The sequence below is a fragment of the Microseira sp. BLCC-F43 genome (genome assembly GCF_041929235.1).
Classification (GTDB): Bacteria; Cyanobacteriota; Cyanobacteriia; order Cyanobacteriales; family Aerosakkonemataceae; genus Microseira.
Window position 1 is genome coordinate 91,715 of record NZ_JBHFNP010000057.1, and the last position, 23,010, is coordinate 114,724.

Consider the following 23,010-nt stretch of genomic DNA (forward strand, 5'->3'; position numbering starts at 1 on the left):
TGATGTCTTCAACAACTCTTTTTACCAGCTATGACCCTTTTGCTCGGATATACAACGAATCATGGGCACCAGATGTTTGCCAGAAAGCACTACCGCCTTTAGAAAAATTGCTGTTACCCCATTTGCTTGAGGGAGCAAAAATTCTCGATCTCTGTTGTGGTTCGGGACAAGTCACACAACAGCTATTAAAGAAAGGCTACCAAGTAACTGGAATTGATGGCTCGGAGGAAATGTTATCCTATGCCAGGATAAACGCTTCAGGCGGGAAATTTATCCTTGATGATGCACGCTTTTTCAAATTGCCTGCTACTTTTGATGCAGTTGTTTCGATGGGTGCCTTGAACTACGTGATGACGCTTGAAGAATTGGCAGGCGTTTTCCGTAATGTGTATGCAGCACTGCTAGAAAATGGCTGGTTTCTGTTCAATATGTTTTTGGAAGAAGAGTATCAGTCGGGTTGGAACGGTGGCATGTCTGGCGATGTCAAAGATGATTATGCCTGGGCTGTTCAACAGAGCTATAATCCAGAAAATAAAATCGGTAAACTTAATATCACTATATTCTACTTAGTAGAGGGAACTTGGCAGCGAAAAGACACGACGCTGCTAGAAAAATGTTATTCCAGTGCTGAAGTTCAGTCGGTTCTGGAGAGTGTAGGCTTTACGGAAGTTTGTGTCTATGATGCGGAACGCGATCTGGGAGTAAAGAGAGCCGCTGGTAATGCCTACTTTGTTTGTCGTAAGCCACTCACTAGGTAGTCACCAAAAATAACGGCTATTTCCTCTAGGACTTACGCGCACCCATCCGGGTTTCTCTGAAAAATCGTTTTGATGTAGAGAAGTTAAATGTAACTTCTCTACATCGCAGCAAGAAACAAAGCTGGTAGGAACGCCCAAGTGTAAGTCCTGTTTTCAAGATCGCTAAAACTCAATTCAAGGAGAAGAAAAAATGACTTGGGAAGATCGAGATGACACCGCACTTTATAAAGTAGTTGTGAATCATGAAGAACAGTATTCAATATGGTTAGCCTCGCGCGAAAATCCTCTCGGTTGGAAAGACGCTGGTAAAAGCGGTCTGAAACAAGAATGTTTGGCATATATCAAGGAAGTGTGGACTGATATGAGGCCGCTTAGTTTACGCAAGAAGATGGAGGAGTCTGGACTAGCAACCTAATGCGATCCTGTTCGGTTAACGGGGAAGGAGGAAAGGAAAAAGAGGACTTACGCAGCAACAATAAATATGGTGGAAGGTGCGTTACGCGATCGCGCTTCGCACCCTACATATAAAATGTTGGCGTAAGTTCAATGTCAACGAAAACTAGGGTTTCTGAGTGGCGATCGCTAATTTAGCCCCCTCAATCCGACGCAACTTATCCATCACCTGCACGACTTGCCCGTGGTTAACCGCTTTATCCGCATTCAATACAATTAGTAACTCTTGATCCGGCTTTCGCAGCTTTTGCACCGCACCTTCAAGCCCCTCCAACCCAATAGACTCGCGATTGACTGCTAACTTTCCCTCCGCGTCAATCGTCACCGTCACAGATGCAGGTGGTTGGCTTTTCCCCGACGATGCAGAAGGCAAATTCACCGATAACCCTTCCGACCGCGTTAAAAACAGGGAAGACATAATAAAAAATGTCAGAATCGCAAACACCACATCGATCATCGGCACGATGTTGATCTGAGGCGGGATATCTGGTTCATCGGGTAGGCGCATAAGATTTCTCTCCTCGTTCGTAGCGACGGCGATACAGCAGTTCTAATTGACCGCTATATTCTTGAATTCGAGCAATTTGGCGCAGGTAAAACCCGCGAAATGTATTGGCAAATAACAGCGTAAAAATGGCAACAACCAATCCCGTCGCGGTAGAAACCAGCGCCTCGCTGATTCCCGCCGAGACACTGGCGGTTTTTGTTCCGCCTACGTCACCCAGAGTCAGCGAACCAAACGAGGCAATCAATCCCGTCACCGTACCTAATAAACCCAGTAGCGGTGCAAGGCTGATAATCGTATCGAATATGTTGTTAAACCTTTTGAGGACGGGGATTTCAGCTTGCGCTTCGCTTTCCAATGCCAAGCGAAATTCTTCCGGGTTCGGATCTTCCAATAGCAAAGCGCCGAGAAAGATCCTCGCTATTGGCAAATCGGCATTGAGCTTGAGTTTATCTATTGCACCAACTACGTTGTCGCGGCGGTAGAGAGTTAACACATCTCGCACCACCTGTGTTTGTCGTCGGTTAACGCGAAACCAAAACGCGATTCGCTCGAAGATTAATGCGATCGCTACTACAGAAAATATCAGTAGGGGCCACATGACGATGCCGCCCGCCGAAAACAGTTTACTAAATCCCATCTGCTGTGTTTCAGGTAATCCAGAATGCTGTTGTTACCTACCAGAGCGCTGCTCTGGCAAGGCTAACATCTCATCAAAGCCTAATCTTACTGCTAATCTATGTCAAGTGTTTTTTAATTTTTTGAGCAATTGACTACCAACTTTTAGGTAAATTTTTGTAAAGATTTGTGTAAAAATTTCGGATTAAAACGGCATTAAATTTAGAAATTATTCAGTTTTTTGCTTGACATGGGTGGACAGAGCATCTTACCCTGACTCAAAGCAGATGAAAATAAATTGCAATATGAGTCTTTCGGTGATAGGCGTTAACCAGCGAGAAAAGGAAGAGGAGGAGTTAAGGTCTTTTCTGACATACAGCCTGTTGGGGTCTGTGGTTTTCCACGCCCTCGTGCTGTTTATTGGCACGATGCTTTGGGATAGACAGCCTGCACTTGCAGACAATCCGATTGAAGTCATAATGGTCGATGCACCCGCAGAGGAAACACCACCACCCTCACCAAAAGTTTCACCCTCTCCCCCGGCACCATCGCCATCGCCAGTTGTCACGCCACAAGCACAACAACCGAAAGAGCCGCCAAAACCAGTGGAACCTCAAACTCCACCACCAGAACCACCATTACCAGTTGTCACGCCGAGGGTACTGCCACCGCCTCCTATCCAAGCACAACAACCGAAAGAGCCGCCAAAACCAGTCGAGCCTCAAACTCCACCACCAGAACCACCCCCACCCGTTGTCACTGCGCCACCGATTCAACCGCCACGCTTAGCCTTGCCTCAAACTCCGCCACCAGAACCACCGCAACCCGTTGTCACACCTACAACACCCGTCGTACCGGAGCCAGAGATAACGCCACCGCCTGAGCCGGTGGCAGAGAATCTACCGCCAACGCCAAAGCAGGATTCGAGGCCAGTTACAGAGCCTTTGAGGCCGTCTACCCCCAAGGAACCAGTAGCAGAAAATACTCCATCACCGCTCCCCGATCCAGTGGCAGCGAAGCAACCGGAAACACCACAAAGGCTATCTGGGAACTCCCGACCCCTGTTGCCAGCACCAAGGGAGGACAATAAACTTTTTAGAGATGAGGTAACACCGGAAACATCCCGCGATTCAGTAGAATCCTCGGACACTTTGCCAACCCTACCGCAACAAGTTGCAGTCAATCGACCAACGCCACCCCAACGACAGACGGCACAAAGTCAAGCGCTACCGGGTGATACAGGAAGTTCCAGACAAACTAGACCGAGTTTGGACAGTTCGGAAGGTTTCCCCGGTGCATCGATTCCAGAAAACGAAGAGACATTCTCAACCCCCACAGCGCCAGGAACGGTGGCGGTGAATCGGGGAACACCTCCCCAACGAAGAGTGGCACAAAGTCAAGCGCTACCAGGGAGTACGGGGGGTTCCAGACAAAGCAGACCGAGTTTAGATAACTCCAGTGATTTTCCGGGTGGTTCGATACCAGAGGAAGACGCCACAACCTCATCATCGGTCGTACCGGGAACGGTAGCAGTAAATCGAGGCACGGCCCCAAGACGCCCCGTAGCTGGAAGTACTGCGCTACCAGGGAGTACGGAGGGTTCCAGACAAAGCAGACCGAGTTTAGATAACTCCAGTGATTTTCCGGGTGGTTCGATACCAGGGGAAGAAAATGGATTGCCATCATCTGGATTACCTGGAAGGGTAGCAGTGAATCGAGGAGTACCGCCGCGTCCACCTAGTAATGCGGAACCAGGAACTGACGATGGAGGAGATGCTACTGAGGTGGATGGTGAGGGATTGAATTGTCTCTCTTCTTGCAAACCTGAATATCCGAGGCGTCTGGCACAGCGAGGCGTGGAAGGGCGTCCGGTGATTCGGTTTGTGTTAGATCCAAGTGGCAGACCGATGAATATGCAACTGGCAGAATCTAGTGGCGATCGCGACCTCGATGGTGCAGCGATTGAAGCGGTGAGGAAGATGAGATTTGCTCCACCAGGAAGCCGACCTCTACGAGTGCGAATGGGAATCACCTTTACCCTGGGAGGATAGTTTAGGCGCGCTCACGCTAGTCAAAACAAAAATTGCTTACTAATAACTAATTAATCCAACTTTAAGAGGATGTTTTATGTTTCGTTTAAGATTTGACATAGCACTACTAATAACTGCGAGTTTGAGTATAGCTAGTTTACTCGTTCCATCTGGGCTAGCGACGGCAGCAGAGGTGACATTACCAGATGGGGGTCGTTGTCAGGGAGAAATTAGCAACGGCACTCTGAATGGAAAAGGTAGCTGTACTTATGCCAATGGCGATCGCTATGAAGGCAATTTTGTCAATGGCAAGCGCGAAGGGACTGGAACTTACACTTTTGCCGATAAGGGTAGCTATACGGGAGAGTTTAAAGACGACCAAATTAATGGTAAGGGAGTGCGCTCGTTTGCCGACGGCGATCGCTATGAGGGAGAGTTTGTCAACGGTGTGCCAAATGGAACCGGAGTGTATATCTCTGCGGCTGGCAATCGTCTTGAGGGACAATTCAAAAATGGCAATCCAGAAGGAACCGGGACTTTTACCTTCAAAAATGGGGATAAATGTACGGGAACGCTGAGTGGAGGTCAGCTAACCGGAAATGGGAGTTGTATTTATGCCAATGGAAACCGTTACGAAGGGCAATTTAGTAATAATCGACCCAATGGTGAAGGAACTTATACTTTCGCCTCTGGGGGAACTTATAAAGGGCAGTTTAGCAACGGTCAGTTTAATGGCAGAGGGGTACGACAATATCCCAACGGGAATCGTTACGAAGGGGAATTTAAGGACGGTAAGTTCGAGGGTCAGGGAACTTTAACCGCGAAGGAAGGAACTTATAAAGGTCAGTTTAGTAACGGTCAGTTTAACGGCACGGGTGTGTTTACCTTTGCCGATGGCAATCGCTATGAAGGACAGTTTGTCAACGGTCAATTTAGCGGTAGAGGGGCGTATATTTTTGCCAATGGCGATCGCTGTGATGGGGAATTTTCTGCTGGTAGTCTCAATGGTAGGGCGATGTGTAAATACGCCAGCGGGGACAGTTATGAAGGGGAATTTCGCAATGGCGATAAGGAAGGTAATGGGGTTTATCTTTATGCCGACGGTACGAGGTTGCAAGGAACTTGGAAAGGCGGACAGTTTCAGAATTAGTTATAGGATAGGTGCTGGCTTTTGAAAATGTCACCTTAACCATTTTAGGACTTACGCAACTGTCACAATATGCCTCCGGCACGCTGCGCGAACGGTGGTTGGTGCGTGACGCCACAAGTCTTATTGCTACGTTCAAATATTTTCGCAGCGTCACGCACCCTACAGAAAAAATATGCCAGCCCTTGTAAGTCCTGCATTTTCTGGAGTTTGCATTTACATAACCCCGCAAGGGGATGATTTAAGCTTGCAATAACTAATGCAATAAATTTGCACTAATATCACCCCATCTCTCCGTCCTCTCAGGGGTAGACCCCCAAGATTTAAATACCGCTCGACCCAGGAACGCGGGAATCCAAGGCTTTTTAGGGCGACCCGACTGGGGAGTCTAAATCGTCTATTTTTTAGATGTTGAAAATTTATCGCAATAGTGTTGACAATTTTTTTTGATAAAGGTAGTATGCCTTCACGGGTGTAATCTTACAGAGTCAATCAGACAATTTTCACCGAATTGCTCTGCGAAATCAGGAATTTTTCTAAAGAATTCTTTCTATTTTAGAGAGATAAAACCGATTCAAATTGGGTTAAAGATTGATTTCTGTTGGGGTTTAAATCATAGGAGTATTAAGACTCTCCAGGTATGCCGTGAATTAAGCTCACTGGCAGATAGCTATTTGACTAAATAGTTAAAGTTCAGATGCAAACATTTTTGGTTGTTTTGCTAAGGATATCTATGGGAAAATTTATATCAAATACAATTCATTTGTTGGCCTTGACCATGACAGTATTGGCAATGCAGCCTAGCGCAGCAGAGGAGATTCCAATTACAGAAGATGGGCAATTAGCACCAGCACAAGAGACAACGCAACAGTCAGCGAACCGATGGGAATCGCGATCCACTCGCGCCGCCGATCTGCTTTCCCAAGATTCAGGACAACCCAATCCGGTTGAAGTCACGGGAATTAAAGTGAATACCGAAATGGGGACGATCGACATCATTCTGGAAACCAACAGGGGTAGCACGCTCAACCCTGTCACCCGCACGGAGGGAAATACGCTGATTGCAGAGATTCCCAATACCGTGCTGAGGTTGCCCAATGGACAAGCATTTGAGGAAGAAAACCCAACGGCAGGAATCGCCAGAATCAGCATCGCTCAGTCTACTCCTGACAAAATACAGATTCGGGTCGTGGGTCAAAACGCTCTCCCCAGCCAAGAAGTGAAGCTTTCTCTGGGGAGTTTCAGCTATAGCCTCAACCCCATCGGTGAGTCAAAACTGGAAATTGTCGTAACGCAGGAAGAGGAACAGTTAGACAATCCCGTGCCTCAAGTCGGGGTGACTCGCGAAGAGTTTTCGCTCCGGAATAGTCTGCGATTGGGAGATATTATCGAACGGATGCCGGGGACTCTCGTGGATGGGCCGCCAGGAGAAAACAATGATGTTCGATTGCGTGGCATAGACAAAGAGTTTACTCGAATCACCATCGATGGACTGACGTTTCCAGATGGGGGAGAAAAGCGAGAATTTCAAGTTCGCCGCTTGCCGTCATTTCTGATAGAAGATGTGGCAGTAATTCGCAACCCGACGGCAGAATTTGAAAGCGATGGGATTGCCGGACGAGTTAACGTGCAAACTCGCTCGTTACCCACAGATTTTTTCTTGGAGGGACGGGTTGGATTTGGCGGACAGGATACCATCAATGGCGAGGCGTGGAACGTGGAAGCGGCAGTTGGCGATCGCCCCTTTCGCAATTTCGCCTACCTGGCTGGAATTAGCATTCTTAACCGACCGATTGAAGTAGACCGATTCAAACTCTTTTCCACGGGCAACCTGGAAACTGAAACGGAGACGAGAGATCAGAGATTTACGGATGGTTCTGTCACACCTAAAAATAACGGGAGCGTGGTAGCCCCGTCAATTCATTGCGGGGTGGAAGCGCGACACGAGCGGTTTCAACCGCCGTCAATATTAAGCTTAATTAATATTGATTTTTGTTGGCAACTGACCAACGTATACTTGAATAAGTAATTAATAGGGTGCGATCGTAATTGGCTAAAAGTAAGACATCAACATTCGTCGCAGAACTGCGATTAATTGTAGACAGCTTTCAGGAAAAACAATTGCTGTCTCGCTGACAAGCAGCACGGCAACTATATAATGCCTGTCTCAACTCAGCAATGGCAAGAATGAATCTGGTACGCAGATGTAAAACTTACCGATTAGCCAAACAAATAAATCGCCAATCAAAAAAAGCAAAAAGCGACGCCTTCAACGCCGCAAGGCGAGAGTACAGATATTCCGACTATGACATTCAAGCCTATGCCACAATCGTTAGCAATCGCTCGAAGTGGATAGCTCAACTAATTGATTCCAATACCCAACAAACCATAGCTACCAGAGCTTTTAGAGCTAGCGATCAGGTTTTATTTGGACGAGCAAAAAGTATCCGGTACAAGATACCAAGTAGATTTAGAAGCGTTGAAGGTAAAACTAACAAGCAAGGTGTGAGATGGAAAGACAACCAGTTGGTTTGGGGGAAATTAAAACTGTTGCCGATCATCGACGAGGACAACCCTGTAATTCAACACGGCTTAAATTCTCAGGTAAAATACGTTCGATTGTTGTGGCGAGATCTTAACGGTAAGCGACGTTGGTACGTTCAGCTAATCAACTCAGGAATATCATATCAGAAAGAAAAAAAATATGTGGCTGATGGAGTTATTGGCTTAGATCTCAATATTTCCAATATTGCCTTCGTCTCTGACAACGAAGCTGGATTGCTACCGTTTGCAGATCAAGTACCAACTTACGATCGGGAAATTAAAGCTTTACAGCGTCAGATGCAACGTTCCCAACGTTGCTCAAATCCAGAAAACTATGCTCCTGACTTCATCGCTAATCTAGGACGCAGAGTTGTTGTTAAAAAAGGTAAGCCCAAAAAAGGAAAACGACAATGGAAAAAGTCTAAAGCATATCAAAAAATCGCCAGGAAGAAGAGAGAGTTAGAACGCCGCAAGAGTGCCTATGCCAAGTCTCAAAACCGTAGAGTTGTTAACGAGATTTTGAGGCACGGTAAACATATCAAAACCGAAAATGTATCGGTTAGATCGTGGCAGAAGCGATACGGTAAGGCTATTTATGCTAAAACTCCTGGTTTTGTCCAATCCGAATTGGCACGCATTAGCTGAGAGAGCTGGCGGGTCATTCATGAAGTTTTCTCCCCAAAAAACAGCACTGTCGCCAACTCATTTGACTGGTGAACGCATCAAAAAGAAACTTTCAGATCGCGTTCATTTTGACCAAACGGGATTTGCGATGCATCGCGATCTGTTTAGTGCTTATTTGAGTAGATTTGTTAATGAGGAAGGTATCCTTCTATTGCATCTCGCTGTCCAACAGTGGGAAAGGTCGGAGCCGTACTTGCACGAGGCTTGGAAGGATTTTCAAATCAACCGCGAACAATTAGGCGAGTCCTCTCATTTGGCAGTCTCATTCTCCCTTGGAGCGGTCAAGGGCAGAGTCAGGAAGTGTTAACCAGATAGCTGTTAATGAGCGAAAAGTTAACTTTAATTCCTGGCCTGAATCTCCGTCTCTTTAGAGCGGAGAGTGGCTCAACACCCCTCATTACGGCGAACTTCGCAGTTTGGCCTTTGTGGGAGATTACCTCATCTTGGCAACCCAAACGGGGGTTTATGTCAGCGAAGCGGGAATGCCCAAAAAGCTAACTCGCATTGAGGAATTGGGCGATCGCAAGTTTAAGCAGGTTTTGGCGTTGGATGCTGATTCGGTACTCTTGGTGCGGGAGGGTGGTCCTCTGTATCGTTTTAATCCAGTGCTGGGGATCTCTAGTTTGGAGGAAATCGATTGTCAGGATTTACCCGTACAACAGGCAGTCTGCAAATCTGATGGTTCGTTGGTGATTGTGACAAAAACTAGCGTGCTGCACCAACAAAATGGTAACTGGCTCGATATCACTCCGGGTGAACCGATCGGGGGACTGCACGCAACGTCAAGTTCTGGGGGATTATTAGTTTGGGACATGGTAGAAGCTTGGTTCCAATCCCCAACCGATGGAGGCTGGCGTACCGTTGACGGCTGGAAGGAAGAGATTAAACAGGCGGCGATCGCTTTAGATGGCAGCGAGGTGTTAGCCACCGATCGCGCTTTCATCTATCGTTTTCCGCTGTCTTAACCTGTTTTAAATAACCGCGATCGCCAGCGTCTATATTTGGCGGGGCAGACAAAGGCGATCGCTAACAAAGGAAGAGTTGAGAAAACTGTTGCAATCGAACTATAATCAATCTGAGCTATTATTTTTTGATAGCGCCTCACCAAGTTAGCGGAATTTTGGAGAAATTGCCCGAAAAGTTTCGGCTTAATCGGGACTTGTGGGCTAGCAACAGCAGCAGAGGGGTCCAGAATTAGTTATAGGATAGGTGCTGGCTTTTGAAAAGAAAATCGTTCCGACTTTTACCATTAATCTTCGGTTTGGTACTGGCTTTGTTAGTTTCAAACCCTAGGTTAAGTTTGCCACCAACATCTAATGAAATACTTTGGGATACCTACGGCGTCCCGCATATCTACAGTAAGGATACATCCTCATTGTTCTATTCCTTTGGTTGGGCGCAGATGCAAAGCCACGGGAATTTAATTCTACGTCTGTACGGTCAAGCACGAGGGCGTGCGGCTCAATATTGGGGCGAAAAATATATTGAATCAGATCGTTGGGTTCTGACAATGGGAGTCCCAGACCGCGCCCGCTCTTGGTATAATTCACAAAATCCGAATTTTCGCAAGTATCTTGATGATTTTGCGGCGGGAATTAATGCTTATGCGCGAGAACATGGGGATTTAATTGATGATGAAGTAGAGGTTGTGTTGCCAGTCAAGGGGGAAGACTTGTTGGCTCACGTGCAGCGGGTACTTAATTTTACGTTTGTGGTTAATCGAGCGGAAGTTGCATCTTTTGGATCAAGTTTAAGCAAAAATTTGGCTCTAGTGGCAGGCAAGATGCCTACCCCACAAGAGATGGGGTTGAAGTCTAAGACACTAGGTTCTAACGCTTGGGCGATCGCACCATCTCGATCGGCAAGCGGCAAGGCGATGCTGTTGGCTAACCCCCACCTACCTTGGTCAGATTTATTTCTTTGGTACGAAGCGCATCTGAACGCACCAGGGATGAATGCCTACGGGGCGACGCTGGTGGGGATTCCGGTGTTAGCGATCGCTTTCAACGATAATCTGGGCTGGACGCATACGGTTAACACCCATGATGGATGGGATGCCTACAAATTGACGTTAGCCGATGGTGGTTACCGTTTTGATGGCAAAGTTGAACCTTTCCAGACACAAGAACTTTCCTTGAAAGTTAAGCAAAATGACAGCATTTTGCGCTCAGAAAAACTGCTCGTGCGACGTTCGATTCACGGCCCCATTGTGGCAGAAAAAGATCGGGAAGCCCTGGCGTTGCGCGTAGTCGGACTCGATCGACCAGGGGTATTAGAGCAATGGTGGGATATGGCACGCGCGACTAATTTAGCTGAATTTGAAACAGCTTTAAAGCGCTTGCAACTGCCGATGTTTACAGTGATGTATGCGGATAGATTTGGGCATATTATGCACCTGTTCAACGGTCAAGTTCCGGTGCGTTCTCAAGGTGATTTTAAATACTGGTCGGGTGTGATTCCTGGGGACACTTCTGCGACTTTGTGGACGAAAATGCACCCTTACAGCGATTTGCCCCGCGTTCTAGATCCCGCCAGCGGTTGGTTGCAGAATGCTAACGATCCGCCTTGGACGACAACTTTTCCGGTGGCGATCGCTGCCAATAATTACCCGCCTTACATGGCTCCACGCGGCCAGATGTATTTTCGCGCACAGCGGTCAGCGAAAATGCTCGATGAGGATAAACGGATTTCGTTTGCAGAAATGATCGAGTACAAGCACTCGACGCGCATGGAATTGGCAGATCGAATTTTAGATGACTTGATACCTGCCGCCAGGAAGTATGGGGATGAATTAGCGCGTCAAGCTGCCGATGTTTTGGATGCTTGGGATCGCAAGGCAGATGCAAATAGTCGGGGCGCTGTACTATTTTCTTTCTGGTATGAAGATACGGATTTTGATAGCATGTTCAGCACCCCTTGGAACGAAAATTCTCCCCGTACTACGCCCGATGGTTTGGCAGATCCTCAAAGCGCGGCTAAACTGCTTTCAACGGCAGCTGCAAAGGTGAAGTCGGCTTATGGGAAGCTAGATGTAGCTTGGGGTGATGTTTACCGACTGCGATCGCTAGGGGTGGATCTGCCAGCCAATGGAGGTGCTGGAGGTTTGGGCATTTTTCGGGTGCTTGATTTTACTTCGGAGCCTGATGGAAAATTTAAATCTGTCGATGGCGACTCGTTTGTGGCGGCGATTGAGTTTTCGCAGCCAGTACGAGCGATGGCACTTACCAGTTATGGGAATTCAACTCAACCGAATTCGGTACATAATGTCGATCAGTTGCCGTTGTTTGCTGGCAAAAAGTTGCGTCCGGTTTGGCGATCGCGACAGGAAATTTTAGCTCATTTGGCATCGCGTCAGATATTGAAACTTCAGGGGGCGGTAAGCGCCCCAAAGCCAAGATAAGTAAAGGGATTATTCATTGTAACAGAACTAAATAACCTCTAAAATTAGAGAAAAATGAGCAACATTTTGGCACTACTTGGCAAAATCGAGCAAAAGCCACGACTGTACATTGGTAATGCTTCGTTAACCGCACTCAGGCAATTTTTAGTAGGGTATAAATTCGCTCGCCAGGAAATGGGCATTCTACCAATCGATGAAGAATTGGATTTTTATCAAAACTTCCAGCCCTGGCTTCAAATCCGCTTCCACGTTCAAACCGTCAACTCCTGGGAAAAAATTAGGTTCTCCAGGACATATTATGCTAAAATATTAGTTAAACACTCAATAAATCAAGCATAAACAAAAGTGAAACACCAACTAACTAATCTAGGTGAAGGCACTTTAAAATTAGCAGATTGGCTGTTAAAAGCTCCACCTTTTTACCAAAAACAGTAAAAACGATCAAAAACTGGTTTGCAGAAATAGTCGGTTACTTTGAGCAGAAAAGGACTAATGCTATGGTTGAAGGAATAAATAATCGCTTAAAAGTTTTAAAACCTTGTGCTTTCGGGTTTAAAAATTTCGATAATTTTGCTAGCTAAAAGATCTTTACTACATTGGCATCTAACTGATAGTTTGGCATAAGATGTCCTGGAGAACCCTAATTATTCAACCTCCGAATCCATCAATACCTATAAAGCCAAACAAATTCTGAGCCTTTAAACAGAATTACCGCTGTCTTTTACATCCTTCATTCGCATTGTCCAAAACTGAATAGCCAGGGAAATTTCAATCAATAAATCGGTCAATAAAACCTGTTGATTAAAATTCAACTGCCGAAATCGATTCTGAAACTCCTCCGTAGTCATTGTGTCTTTAATTCCCAAATCATCCCTAACAATGCTGCACAAAACTACCCGTGCCACTGCCCAAGGAAAATAACGCCGTTGTTCCTCAGAACCTTGACCAGCTTCTGGAATTGCACCTCCCCGCAGTACGGGAGAACGCGACATTGCCCAAAAACGTTCGACTCCCCAACTGGCTACGTAATCTGCAATTTCGCTGGCGGCACCTTGCCAATTGTCTAATTGCGCTCTACCTTCTTTGAGCAATCGAAACACTTCTTGGTCTAATTCATAAGAACTGACGGGCATAATTCACTCCTAACTATCAATCTGAGCAACATAATTAGTAGAATGGTGCGTTACGCTATCGCTAACACACCCTACAGAGAGAGACTGACGGTCATAATTAACTCCTAACTAATTAATATGAGCAATAGATATCCGCCCATAGCCAACACTCCACAACCCACCCAAGTAATGTTCGCCGCCGATCAGAAATTGATTCCACTTCGGCAAATCTTGAACATCTCCCCGCGTTGTCCAAGTTATCAAAAACACTGCTCCCGGTGGAAATCCTTCGACGGAAAATAGGTGATTAACTAAATTACCTCTTTGATCTGGCTCATCGTTAAGACTGACTCTTGGTTGGCGCACTAAACCCATATCAACTATCAAGTTAATCCTCGGATCTGGGAGAATAATTCGTCTGTCTTTGGGTACATCGGCGGGAGCAGGTAAATCGCCTTGGTAATGCTGTACGTTCGTCAGTTTGATCCAACGCAAATAAACAGTTTTATTCTTTAGTTCAGGTTCTGTGATGTAAACTTTATCTGTCGCTGCATTGATAGCTGGCTGACCAGATAATTGTCGAAATCGGTTTAACCAGGTTGGACAACTTACCCACCAATTACCATAACCCAAAACGTGAACGGGCCACCATACAGGCCATCCCCAACCCAAAGAAATATAGCCAGGGGAGATATCGCTATCCTCACCCCCAAACCAATTTTTCACCAGTGCTTGATAGTTTGCTTGATTCTTGGCACCTTCGCGCAGTGCGCCTCGCAAAGAACTACCGGGAATAGCGGGAGTGCGATCGCTTAACCGAAAAATGGGATTATTATTCCCACGACTGCTACTATCTACCCCACCAATATGAACGGGTTCTCGACAAATTAACCACTCAATTGCCATCTAATTTATCCTCAAATAACCACAAATGTCCGTAACCCAAAACATGCCGATGGTGCGAATCTGGTAAAGGTTCTGATTGTTTTAAAGGTGCTGTTCCTTCCCACAAATACACAGCCCCAGCAGGCGTCATCCATTCCCCAGGAGTTAAGACTTGCACCCGCCGATTGGAGTCATCATGGTGTTTGACCTTTTTCCAAGATTGCCAAGGAATACCCGTCTCAGCAGCGTAAGCTTTAATCGGAACGGAAGGAACGGGACAAGATACTTTACGATGTCCCTGTTGCCACAACGCCCCGGTGAGTAAAACCGCCCCCGTTGAGTTAGAACATTCGGCAGTTAACCAACTATCTATCACCCGGACTGGGGAAATGAGAACGGGTGTTGCCCCTGCCCCCAAAAAACTCCATTTTGGTTTGTTTTTTTGGTCATCTGGTTTATCTTTCTCGTACTCGCCAATCACCTTAACTAAAATTGACCATCCAGGCTTTATTAAGGTGGTCATTTCGGCAAAGAAACCGCCCTCATCTTTAACTTGATAATCCTCGCGGCTGTTGTGACTTAAAGTTAGCGTTTGCCAGGGTAACTCTTGCAATTGCAATTGCGAGTTTTTCATTTGTCCCTGCTGCCACAATTGTTTCAGCGTTTTTCCTGCAATTAAATATCTGCCACCAATCAGTTCAATGGCTTGAGCTTGATGTTCTGGTCGCACCTGCCATTGTTCGTCTCGCCATTGCATCCGAAAAATCTCTTGAGGTAACTCAAGAGTTTTAGATTCCAAGCAATAAACCGGGAGGGGTAAGGTGACGTACATTTCCCGCCCTGAATACCAAAATGGCCCCCATAATTGGCAGTCTTTGGGTAAATTTAAACAAGCCGCTAGCTGATGCCCGTTCGGAGGCCAGCGACAGCCCACTTGTCCGCTATTTTGACCAACTGGCGTTAAGTTGCCAATTGCGATCGCACCTGCTGGCGCGATCGTATACCATCCAGTCATCGCTTGCCTCCCGTTACTAATTGCAACCATTTTTGACGTTCTCGATCTTGCCTAGCCAAAAATGCTCTCAGGCTAATCCAATTAATCCACCACTGCCAATTTTCAATTTCTTTGTTAAAGTCTCTTCTCCACACGATTACGTCATTCCATTTCAAAGGAATTCCTACGCTTGCCCACAACGTCTCAATCAATTCTCCAACTGTAAAGATAGAAACATTCTGCAAGCGGGAACTTTCTAAATAAGAAAGTAATTTTTCCCAGCGATTCAATTCTGTTTGAGCAACGGTTGTAGGTTCAACGAACATTAACATATTCCACAAAGGCCAAGGACACACCCACTCTAAAGACTGTCCGCTGTTGAATAAAACTTTGATACAAACCCGATTCCGCCCTTGATTTTTGGCTTCTTTATACGCCTGATTTAACCCGCGATGCCAGAGAGATTGGGGAACTCGTCGTTGGGCAATTACAACGCCTAAGCTAAAATTCATTTTTTTCCCAGGCACGGGGTAAATTTGCGAATTGTATTGCACCCACCCATCAACAGCAGGTTCTAGAGGTTGAGTTAAAGGTGAAGCTTCTCCAGTCCAAAGTCGATGTAAATTGGTAGTCAAAGAAATCGCTTCAGTCAAAGGCCCTAACAATAAAAAATCGTCCCCGCCAGCAAAAATTACCTTGCCGTGATGGGTGAAACCCGGCTTGATCTGCAAGTGGCATTCCCCATTTTGACTTTTTCTTGGCTCGAGAAAAGTAGTCTTTTTCCAAATTCGTCAATTTCTGATTCCATTGATTTCGCAAATGTGCGTGCAAATCTGGATTTTCTTGCATTTGTGATGTCACCCAAGCAGCAGCAGCAGCGGTGCGATCTGGAAATCGTTCCCAAGGGCAATTCGGCGGGGTTTTATCCCACAATCGTTCTAACGTTGGTTCGATAATTTCTGGAACGGAAGCTAAGCGCTTAACTAACTCGATACTGTTGAGGCGATCGCTTTGAGAAAATAAGCCTTGAAACTTACTTTCTTGAGTCGCCCTCTCCCACCAAGACTTAATCTGGTCATCGGGCAATCCCCAAGTTCCCCCTTGATAAATCAGTCGCAAACCAGGATGCCAAATTGATAAACAACCATCCCTAGGACTGGTACGTCCTCCCCACCAAGTTCCTTGCCATTGGCGACCAATCTTGCGCGATTCAATCCGTTTGTGCAACTTATCAATATCTTCACTAACTGTTGCCATGTTGATCGATGTTGATTCAGCATAAACTGACCACAGATATTGATGGTCTAAATGAATTACGCGCCATCCTTGACCGTTTAATAATCGAGGGTCTTGGTCAATAGCAGAATCTTCCAATGCTGCCAAAAATCGCTGCCATTCATCCTTAATGACAGCTTCCCGCCGTTGCAGCCAATCGGGTTCATCGGGATACAATCCTGTTACCACATTGGGCAGTTCTGCCTGCCAAAATTTCTCCGTTCCTGACGTAGTTCCCCACAACCAATTGATTAATTCTGAACTTTGATGCAATGGCAGTAAAACTTTACCGCCTGCTTCTTCCCAGCGATAAATTAAAACCGCTGAAAGGTAATGACATAACCAAGATGCCACCGCCCAATCCCTCAGTCGTTGTCCGCCGCCTAAAAAGGTTTGTACTGGGCCAAAAGTTATTACAGCAACCTGAGTTAGATCGGCAGCATTCTCACCCAATTCAATTTGTTTGCACGCTTCCTCGCTTGCTCCACCTCCCCACCAGAATTTACTATTCATGGATGGAGAATTCTGCCATTCACCACTGACAGGATGAATCGACTTTGTAGGAGTATCATCAGGTAAAGTTTGGTTGAGATACAGTTGGCTTTGTTTCGATAACCAGTCTTTAAGGTTCATGAGAGGTTTTGTACGACTTCTGAGACGCGATCGCGGTAAGCTTGCGAACTAGCATTGACTTGAGCGGAAACTCGGCTAAATGGATAATATATTCCAGCCATTTAATCGCTATTTGTGAGGGATGGTTTTCATCAGTCACTTGGTTGTTAAGTTCTTGGGTTTTTAGATCTAAAAGTTTGTCAATGCTATCTCCTATTAAACTGTGATAAAGTCGATTTATTAATGAATTAAATCCCAACTGTTCTTTGGGTATTGTTTCCAGTCCCCAATGCTGAAGATAAAATTTCTTAAATTCGTCCCATTTGGATTGAGGTTCGGTAGTAATCGAATTGGCAACAAAGTGAGTCAAAGAGTCATTGTAACCTTTATAATTCAAAACCCCTTGCGTTAAGAGTTTATCCACAATAAAACTGATACCGCACCGCGCAACTTCTCCCTTCTTCTTATCATTCCTAAAAATCAGTTTCCGCCCCTGCCATTGATAATCGTTATTTCCTTGCGTTTCTAATAACAGAAGTAAAGCCAGTTCAAAAGCCCCAGCGATTCTGAGATACCAGTGCATCCATTGACTGCGATCGCGGAAAGCTTTTTCACTCCAAAGCGCAATACCAATGCGTTCAATAATACTATCTCTGCCTTCCAAGTTTTGTCCCTCAAGGTTCAGAGAAACTGATTTGTCTAGATCAGAGAGAGAATTGGCTAATTCTTGATACTTGGGATGCCCCTCATCTAACAATCTCAAAGCCCCACTAAAATCTTGAATACTCAGGAGTTCGCGAATTTGAGGCACTTTTAATCGCCATTGCCAGCGATCGCTCGAATGAGGCGAACAGTCATCCTCTTGGTCGGAAATATAAACAAATTCAACATTGACTCCCGCTAGTTTTTGTTCGATGCCCCAAAGATACATGGCGCTACTTAAAGCTGGCGTGCCGCTGCTGTGCTGCCAAATAATTTTATAGATTTGAATTTTATCTAATTCTTGGGGTTGAAAATAAACTAGCTGATTTTCAACTTTAACAAGGTTATCAAATAAAACATCTACTTCGGCTGCCATTCCTTCCCAATCAGCAGCCCCATTGCGGATATCCGGATCTACATCAAGGGTAATAAAAGAATAATTTATATTTTGTTGTTTCAGCCACGGTGATAAGATATTTTCCCACCAAATCCCATCCAGTGCAACAACATTATTCCATCCTTCTCCGGTTTCACTTCGTGCTGTCATCCACTTGACCTGACTGGTTAATACAAAAGCGAATAACAAATCGTTTTTGGGTATTTTTTGCTGATTTTCAAGTTGATGAATTAGTTTTTCTATCAATGGAAAACTGACGGTTATAGACTGATTGCTAAAATCTTCGTCATTCCATTTAGCTTGGTCTTGGATATCCTGTTCTGAATAGCAACTTTGTAGTTTTTGATATCCACTAACTGTACCCCCACTATCGCTGACTAAAATGTCGCTGTTTCCTAAGAATTGCCAAATTAAATGAGTCATAAAATTGAGCGGTTAAAATCAACTGCTTACTCTCAATTACAACTGAAATCAATCATGATTTATTCAACCACCGCCAAACCAGCAAACTCAGTCCGATTCCTCCACCCAGTCCTATTAGCAGTGCCAGCCACAATGCCATGCCATCGTCCGATGTAATGCCCTGCAAATTTATACCAAGAAACCCGATAATTAACGCAGGAATCCCAATAAAAGCACCCACCAGGTTGATGCGTTCTTCAACCCGTTGACTCTGCCGCATCATCGAGTATTCGTGCATTTCTCGCACTTCATCGCTGACTTCTTGGTACAACCGCTCTACCTGAAACACCTCTTGCCACTTGAGATAGCAGCGGTGATGGTGTTCCCGTTGCATGGTTTGGGCAAAATAACCCCTTGCGGTGAACAAAAGCAACTGGTCGCGGATTTCTTGAAAAACTTTTTCTCGCTCTTTGTCGCAGTTAGTTTTGTCAGCAATAACCCAATTATGGGTGACTTTTTCAGACAGCATCATCAAGGTAAACCGTTGATGCAGTGCTAACAGAAACAGCAGAAAATATTCATTTCGTAGATGATGGGGAAGAGTTTGGCGAAAGAAATCGGTCTTGCGAGCATCCCCAGCGAGGAAAGCACCGCCTTCCAACGACATCAAAAACCACTGTTTTTCGACATAAGGCAACAAAGCAGAATGATCGGGTTGTAAATCACACGATGCCGGGTGATTGCCTTGAGCGGTGTTGAAGAAATTACGAAGTTTGTACAGCAAGTGAAGCTGCTTGTCTTCCGGCAAGCCGTCTGTAAATATTGCCGTAAATGGGAGCATTTGTCCTGGCACAAAGACTTCTTGCCACCACGGTTGCAAATCTCCCTTCGTTGCTCCAGTGTTGAGCAAAGCAGCTAGTAACTTGTCAAATAAGCCGATTCCTTCAGGATGTTCAACCCCAAATTTCGCAGGTTCCGGGAAAAAGTCGATGTACTGGTGCTGCCCAGTAGATGGATCAAATGTACGTTGCCGTGCCTGAACCTTGACACCGCGCTGTCCCCGTACAAACCGGAAGTGGTGCAGAAAGTCCAGCCACTTGCTCACCTCGTTGGAGATCGGCTGTGCTACCAATCACCCAGAGTTCTTCAAGAATCTACCAAAAAAGCAGGTGAGTATCCAAACCCTCGCCAATTGTTTTAAAAGACCTGTATGGAATGGCAATTATCCGCGTTTTTCCTTACAAACAACCAACGAAGTCTGGCTCGAACAAATTTTTAGTTCGGTGGCGTCAACCTTAATACTTTATCTGGATTTTTCTCAAAAAGTAGAGTATCGGACAGTTAGAAGTTTGTTGAAAAGCTTGAGTAGCAGTCAGCTGACTTTAACTGTCTTAATTTATGTCCCGCAAACCTCTGATATTGATTGTCTTCCTACTGCTTTGTTTGACAAACTTTGCCGCTTGAAACCTGGCAGTTAAAACATAGCCGCTCTGGGGCTATGTGCAACTCATTTCCACTGTTACCCTTCCTAATACGCTACAAAACCTAGCAATGGTTCTCAATGCAGAAGACTTGTCACGCCTTGAAAATCCTGGATTGATTCACGAAATTGACACAAAGGAGATGATTCAATCTCGACATTTGGGAGAACAATTTCATCTAGTGATGCAGCAGTCCTTAATGGGTTTACCCATTGCGGAACTTTTGGAAAGCAATAAAACGCTAGCGCAATGGTTCTCCCAACTCAAATCCTTAGCTCCAGAAATATGGACTGAAGAACCTAACACCTGGAAAGCGTTCAACTATTGTTGTGAATGTACCTTTGAAAATGTTGTTCTCCAGTCGAATTTTGACCTGATTATCTATCGTTACGAGCAAGCTGAGATTGTTAACTGGACGGCACGACCTATGCCGAACTTGGAAACAATCGCCGCAGACTGGAGAACTCAACTCGATTTGTTTCTAATTACACAAACTGATTCCTATCTACCGGAGCAAATTAGATTAACCTATTGGTTTCTCAATGAGATATCTGACCCCATTAAGGTTTCCCTACACTACAATAGCTCGTGCTATCGCGCATTTAAGAGCCGACTGGCTCAAACTATTTCCAAACTTTTCCAAGCAACCAAAGCAATCGATACTAACCTTAACGATTCTACGCTCCAACTTTTACGGGGAAAAATCTCGTTGAAAGACTATATCGATTCAATTCCAGAAGTTGAAATTTGATTGCAATGAAGTCGCCCACGCTTTTCACGGTCGTTAAACAAACCAATCCTCAATCTGCAAGTCTTGGAACCCTGCAAAATCAGAGACATTGTGAGTCACTAAAATTAAATCGTTGGTACGCGCGATCGCTGCAATCTGTCCATCTGCATACGCTGGTGGCTGACCCAAAGCCGTAAGACGCGATCGTTCTGAGGCGTGCCACTCTGCGGCTGCTGCATCATAGGGCAAAATCGGGAATGTGGCTTGCACTTCCAGGAGATACTGTTCGATCTGTTCGCGTCTTCGAGAGACTGGCAAGCGCAGACACCCATAACGGATTTCATGCCACGTCACTGAAGCAATGGCGATTTCATCAGTATGCAGCCGCAACCGCTCAATCGTTAAGGGATGAGGCAGAGGTCTGAGGGGTTCAGACAGAACGTTGGTATCGATTAGGTATCGACTCACAATACAACCTCACGACCCGGAGAGCGATCGCGCACATTTCCCCAAATCTCGTCCGGGTTCACCTCAATCCCCTCTGTCGTCATCTGCGCCCGAATGGTTTCCACCTTAGCCCAGAATGCTTGCTGGCGGCTGACGCGCTGACGGCGCTGAAGTTCGTGTTCGATCGCCTGAATGACAAATTGGTGCAGCGCATCAGGGCTATCCGTCACCAACTGCTGAAGCTGGGTTATCAGCTCATTCGGCAGCATCAGAGTAATTGATCGCAATGTCATCACCGCTACCTTTAGCTAAGCTTTCTCCATTTTACCGTTTTATGAAACTTTGAGCTGGCGATAATGTTGGGTTTTGTTGCCTCAACCCAATCTACAAGATCGCGATCGCATCCGTTCCCGAAGTAGAAATATTAGATTGCAGACGAACCATGACTTCCTTGACTAAAATCACCTGCCAAAAGGTTCCTCTAGGAGATGGCTGGCATCTCAATATTGTCTCCAAATCTATCGCCACTATCACCGACCCAAAAGGAAATAGGAAAACATCGTACTTCGGCTTTGATTCCAAAGAGAAAGCAGACCAATTTATGGTACAACACCGCTCGCAAGTATCGGCGGCGATAGTCAGAGAAAGCCAACGGCTATCCCAGTATGCTTGGGAATGCAAAATCTGGCAATGTCCGACGGAACTAATTTTATTACAACTAAACCAACAACCATAAGTTGTTTGTTGATTTTCCATATTCCAAGTTAACAAGGTTGTGTTATATACAGCCTTGTTACCACCAAATTTTTCTTCATCCAGCGCTGACGCGCCAACCAAAAGTGAATCAAAATACATTTCTGCCATGCGTTCTACCGATAACGAAACTAAACTGCGTCGTGCTACTGAGAAACTGATTCGTTCCATCCGACAAGCAATCCAGCAAGCTCCACCTAATGAAGCTTTAGCTGTGTGGAAATTAATAAAATCCCAAGAAATTCGTCGTACTACTCCAAATCTCACCGATGCACAAGTAGAAATATGGCTAGCTATGCTAGCTAAAGAATCGGGTGCTGATGTAATAGAGGCTGCTATCAATGGCAGCGCCCCTACTCTCCCTGCTTCAGAAGATTCTGAAAAACCTGTGCTGGCTTCGTCCAACAATCGCAAAGGAAAATAGCTATTCACTATGACAACTACGCCAATTCAAACAGTCAGAGAAACCCTCGATGAGTTAGAGCAACAATTGTAACTTATAACTCAATATTTGGGTTCGGAAAGCCCAAAAGATAAAGCAGCAGCCGAAGCAGTTTTTGAGGAGTTGGAACCTAAGATCGAGAAAAAGATTGATGGGTATGTTGCGCGCATTAATTGGCTCAAAGCTAATCGCGACTTCCGACAATCAGAAGCTAAACGCATTGCAGATTTAGCCAAACATGATACAGCGGCGATCGCATGGCTCACAGACAAGCTTCTAGGATTCATGGAACGCCGTGTAGAACAGTTAGGTGAACGAGGACGCAAGCTAGAGGGAAAACTGAGCAAAGTATCTCTTTGTAATAATGGTGGAAAACCTCAAGTATGGATTAACCCAGAACTAAAAGCTGAAGAATTTCCTCGTTGTTATGTGAAACTTGTGCCAACACTGGATACTGAGCAAATCAGAGAAGATGCGATTGCTTCTAATACGGGAGAAATTCATGATAATAACGGTCGTTTGATTGCCAAACTAATGCCAAGAGGCAAGCATCTTCGCTTTACTTAACATGCTGCTGTTATTGCGAGCGATCGCACTCTTACTATACAAGTCCCGTGCAACCGGACTTGATATCATATC

General features: G+C 45.5%; 27 protein-coding genes. 15 read left to right on the forward strand and 12 right to left on the reverse strand.

The window, feature by feature from the left end; all coding sequences use genetic code 11:
- Positions 1 to 2: 2 nt before the first annotated feature.
- Positions 3 to 758: a class I SAM-dependent methyltransferase gene (locus ACE1CM_RS09860; RefSeq protein WP_374877238.1), complete on the forward strand. Its 756-nt coding sequence runs from the start codon at positions 3 to 5 to the stop codon at positions 756 to 758.
- 190 nt (positions 759 to 948) lie between these two features.
- Positions 949 to 1,173 (forward strand): MbtH family protein, encoded by a 225-nt coding sequence (locus ACE1CM_RS09865; RefSeq protein WP_374877239.1) that lies wholly within the window; start codon positions 949 to 951, stop codon positions 1,171 to 1,173.
- 144 nt (positions 1,174 to 1,317) lie between these two features.
- On the opposite strand, the gene ACE1CM_RS09870 is transcribed toward ACE1CM_RS09865, so the two are convergent.
- Both ACE1CM_RS09870 and ACE1CM_RS09875 read right to left on the reverse strand, forming a co-directional pair.
- On the reverse strand, positions 1,318 to 1,719 hold the full coding sequence (locus ACE1CM_RS09870; RefSeq protein WP_374877240.1) for an ExbD/TolR family protein: 402 nt from the start codon (positions 1,717 to 1,719) through the stop codon (positions 1,318 to 1,320).
- The gene (locus ACE1CM_RS09875) at positions 1,703 to 2,356 is read right to left on the reverse strand and encodes a MotA/TolQ/ExbB proton channel family protein (RefSeq protein ID WP_374877241.1); all 654 of its coding nucleotides are present in this window, start codon (positions 2,354 to 2,356) and stop codon (positions 1,703 to 1,705) included. Before ACE1CM_RS09875 ends, ACE1CM_RS09870 begins: the two co-directional genes overlap by 17 nt.
- Positions 2,357 to 2,621: 265 nt before the next feature.
- Between ACE1CM_RS09875 and ACE1CM_RS09880 the strand changes: the two genes are divergently transcribed.
- From ACE1CM_RS09880 to ACE1CM_RS09920, 9 genes are all read left to right on the forward strand, one after another.
- Positions 2,622 to 4,385 (forward strand): TonB family protein, encoded by a 1,764-nt coding sequence (locus ACE1CM_RS09880; RefSeq protein ID WP_374877242.1) that lies wholly within the window; start codon positions 2,622 to 2,624, stop codon positions 4,383 to 4,385.
- 76 nt (positions 4,386 to 4,461) lie between these two features.
- The gene (locus ACE1CM_RS09885; RefSeq protein ID WP_374877243.1) at positions 4,462 to 5,514 is read left to right on the forward strand and encodes a hypothetical protein; all 1,053 of its coding nucleotides are present in this window, start codon (positions 4,462 to 4,464) and stop codon (positions 5,512 to 5,514) included.
- Positions 5,515 to 6,289: 775 nt separating this feature from the next.
- Positions 6,290 to 7,540, forward strand: a complete 1,251-nt coding sequence (locus ACE1CM_RS09890) for a TonB-dependent receptor plug domain-containing protein (RefSeq protein WP_374877244.1) — start codon at positions 6,290 to 6,292, stop codon at positions 7,538 to 7,540.
- Between the two features lie 158 nt (positions 7,541 to 7,698).
- A complete protein-coding gene (locus ACE1CM_RS09895) occupies positions 7,699 to 8,700 on the forward strand; it encodes a hypothetical protein (RefSeq protein WP_374877245.1) in 1,002 nt (333 codons plus the stop codon).
- A 19-nt stretch (positions 8,701 to 8,719) separates the two neighbouring features.
- Positions 8,720 to 9,046: a hypothetical protein gene (locus ACE1CM_RS09900; RefSeq protein ID WP_374877246.1), complete on the forward strand. Its 327-nt coding sequence runs from the start codon at positions 8,720 to 8,722 to the stop codon at positions 9,044 to 9,046.
- A gap of 136 nt (positions 9,047 to 9,182) precedes the next feature.
- Positions 9,183 to 9,704: a hypothetical protein gene (locus tag ACE1CM_RS09905; RefSeq protein ID WP_374877247.1), complete on the forward strand. Its 522-nt coding sequence runs from the start codon at positions 9,183 to 9,185 to the stop codon at positions 9,702 to 9,704.
- Between the two features lie 335 nt (positions 9,705 to 10,039).
- Positions 10,040 to 12,139 carry an acylase gene (locus ACE1CM_RS09910; RefSeq protein ID WP_374877248.1) on the forward strand — a complete coding sequence of 700 codons (2,100 nt, stop codon included), beginning with the start codon at positions 10,040 to 10,042 and terminating at the stop codon, positions 12,137 to 12,139.
- A 54-nt stretch (positions 12,140 to 12,193) separates the two neighbouring features.
- Positions 12,194 to 12,478, forward strand: a complete 285-nt coding sequence (locus ACE1CM_RS09915) for a hypothetical protein (RefSeq protein ID WP_374877249.1) — start codon at positions 12,194 to 12,196, stop codon at positions 12,476 to 12,478.
- A gap of 56 nt (positions 12,479 to 12,534) precedes the next feature.
- Positions 12,535 to 12,720: a transposase gene (locus ACE1CM_RS09920; RefSeq protein ID WP_374877250.1), complete on the forward strand. Its 186-nt coding sequence runs from the start codon at positions 12,535 to 12,537 to the stop codon at positions 12,718 to 12,720.
- Positions 12,721 to 12,837: 117 nt separating this feature from the next.
- Here the strand turns inward: ACE1CM_RS09920 and ACE1CM_RS09925 are convergent, their stop codons facing one another.
- The 7 genes from ACE1CM_RS09925 to ACE1CM_RS09955 all read right to left on the reverse strand — a co-directional run bounded on the left by ACE1CM_RS09925 (position 12,838) and on the right by ACE1CM_RS09955 (position 19,623).
- Positions 12,838 to 13,272 (reverse strand): hypothetical protein, encoded by a 435-nt coding sequence (locus ACE1CM_RS09925; RefSeq protein WP_374877251.1) that lies wholly within the window; start codon positions 13,270 to 13,272, stop codon positions 12,838 to 12,840.
- Positions 13,273 to 13,380: 108 nt separating this feature from the next.
- A complete protein-coding gene (locus tag ACE1CM_RS09930; RefSeq protein ID WP_374877252.1) occupies positions 13,381 to 14,157 on the reverse strand; it encodes an RAMP superfamily CRISPR-associated protein in 777 nt (258 codons plus the stop codon).
- Positions 14,147 to 15,151: a type III-B CRISPR module-associated Cmr3 family protein gene (locus ACE1CM_RS09935; protein WP_374877253.1), complete on the reverse strand. Its 1,005-nt coding sequence runs from the start codon at positions 15,149 to 15,151 to the stop codon at positions 14,147 to 14,149. Before ACE1CM_RS09935 ends, ACE1CM_RS09930 begins: the two co-directional genes overlap by 11 nt.
- Positions 15,148 to 15,861: a hypothetical protein gene (locus ACE1CM_RS09940; protein WP_374877254.1), complete on the reverse strand. Its 714-nt coding sequence runs from the start codon at positions 15,859 to 15,861 to the stop codon at positions 15,148 to 15,150. Before ACE1CM_RS09940 ends, ACE1CM_RS09935 begins: the two co-directional genes overlap by 4 nt.
- Positions 15,776 to 17,038 (reverse strand): type III-B CRISPR-associated protein Cas10/Cmr2, encoded by a 1,263-nt coding sequence (locus ACE1CM_RS09945; RefSeq protein WP_374877255.1) that lies wholly within the window; start codon positions 17,036 to 17,038, stop codon positions 15,776 to 15,778. Before ACE1CM_RS09945 ends, ACE1CM_RS09940 begins: the two co-directional genes overlap by 86 nt.
- Positions 17,028 to 18,539, reverse strand: a complete 1,512-nt coding sequence (locus ACE1CM_RS09950; protein ID WP_374877257.1) for a hypothetical protein — start codon at positions 18,537 to 18,539, stop codon at positions 17,028 to 17,030. The genes ACE1CM_RS09945 and ACE1CM_RS09950 overlap by 11 nt, the downstream gene beginning before the upstream one ends.
- A gap of 52 nt (positions 18,540 to 18,591) precedes the next feature.
- Positions 18,592 to 19,623: a hypothetical protein gene (locus tag ACE1CM_RS09955; RefSeq protein ID WP_374877258.1), complete on the reverse strand. Its 1,032-nt coding sequence runs from the start codon at positions 19,621 to 19,623 to the stop codon at positions 18,592 to 18,594.
- A 64-nt stretch (positions 19,624 to 19,687) separates the two neighbouring features.
- Between ACE1CM_RS09955 and ACE1CM_RS09960 the strand changes: the two genes are divergently transcribed.
- Complete coding sequence (locus ACE1CM_RS09960; RefSeq protein WP_374877260.1) at positions 19,688 to 19,996, forward strand: hypothetical protein; 309 nt, start codon at positions 19,688 to 19,690, stop codon at positions 19,994 to 19,996.
- 73 nt (positions 19,997 to 20,069) lie between these two features.
- Positions 20,070 to 20,750 carry a hypothetical protein gene (locus tag ACE1CM_RS09965; RefSeq protein WP_374877262.1) on the forward strand — a complete coding sequence of 227 codons (681 nt, stop codon included), beginning with the start codon at positions 20,070 to 20,072 and terminating at the stop codon, positions 20,748 to 20,750.
- Positions 20,751 to 20,783: 33 nt separating this feature from the next.
- Here the strand turns inward: ACE1CM_RS09965 and ACE1CM_RS09970 are convergent, their stop codons facing one another.
- From ACE1CM_RS09970 to ACE1CM_RS09980, 3 genes are all read right to left on the reverse strand, one after another.
- Positions 20,784 to 21,197: a type II toxin-antitoxin system VapC family toxin gene (locus ACE1CM_RS09970; protein WP_374877263.1), complete on the reverse strand. Its 414-nt coding sequence runs from the start codon at positions 21,195 to 21,197 to the stop codon at positions 20,784 to 20,786.
- On the reverse strand, positions 21,194 to 21,469 hold the full coding sequence (locus ACE1CM_RS09975; RefSeq protein WP_374877264.1) for a hypothetical protein: 276 nt from the start codon (positions 21,467 to 21,469) through the stop codon (positions 21,194 to 21,196). Before ACE1CM_RS09975 ends, ACE1CM_RS09970 begins: the two co-directional genes overlap by 4 nt.
- A gap of 91 nt (positions 21,470 to 21,560) precedes the next feature.
- Positions 21,561 to 22,040 carry a hypothetical protein gene (locus tag ACE1CM_RS09980; protein ID WP_374877265.1) on the reverse strand — a complete coding sequence of 160 codons (480 nt, stop codon included), beginning with the start codon at positions 22,038 to 22,040 and terminating at the stop codon, positions 21,561 to 21,563.
- On the opposite strand from ACE1CM_RS09980, the gene ACE1CM_RS09985 reads away from it, so the two are divergent.
- Positions 22,039 to 22,353 carry a hypothetical protein gene (locus tag ACE1CM_RS09985; protein WP_374877267.1) on the forward strand — a complete coding sequence of 105 codons (315 nt, stop codon included), beginning with the start codon at positions 22,039 to 22,041 and terminating at the stop codon, positions 22,351 to 22,353. The genes ACE1CM_RS09980 and ACE1CM_RS09985 overlap by 2 nt on opposite strands.
- A gap of 87 nt (positions 22,354 to 22,440) precedes the next feature.
- Positions 22,441 to 22,938 (forward strand): siphovirus Gp157 family protein, encoded by a 498-nt coding sequence (locus tag ACE1CM_RS09990; protein WP_374877269.1) that lies wholly within the window; start codon positions 22,441 to 22,443, stop codon positions 22,936 to 22,938.
- The last annotated feature ends 72 nt before the right edge of the window (positions 22,939 to 23,010 follow it).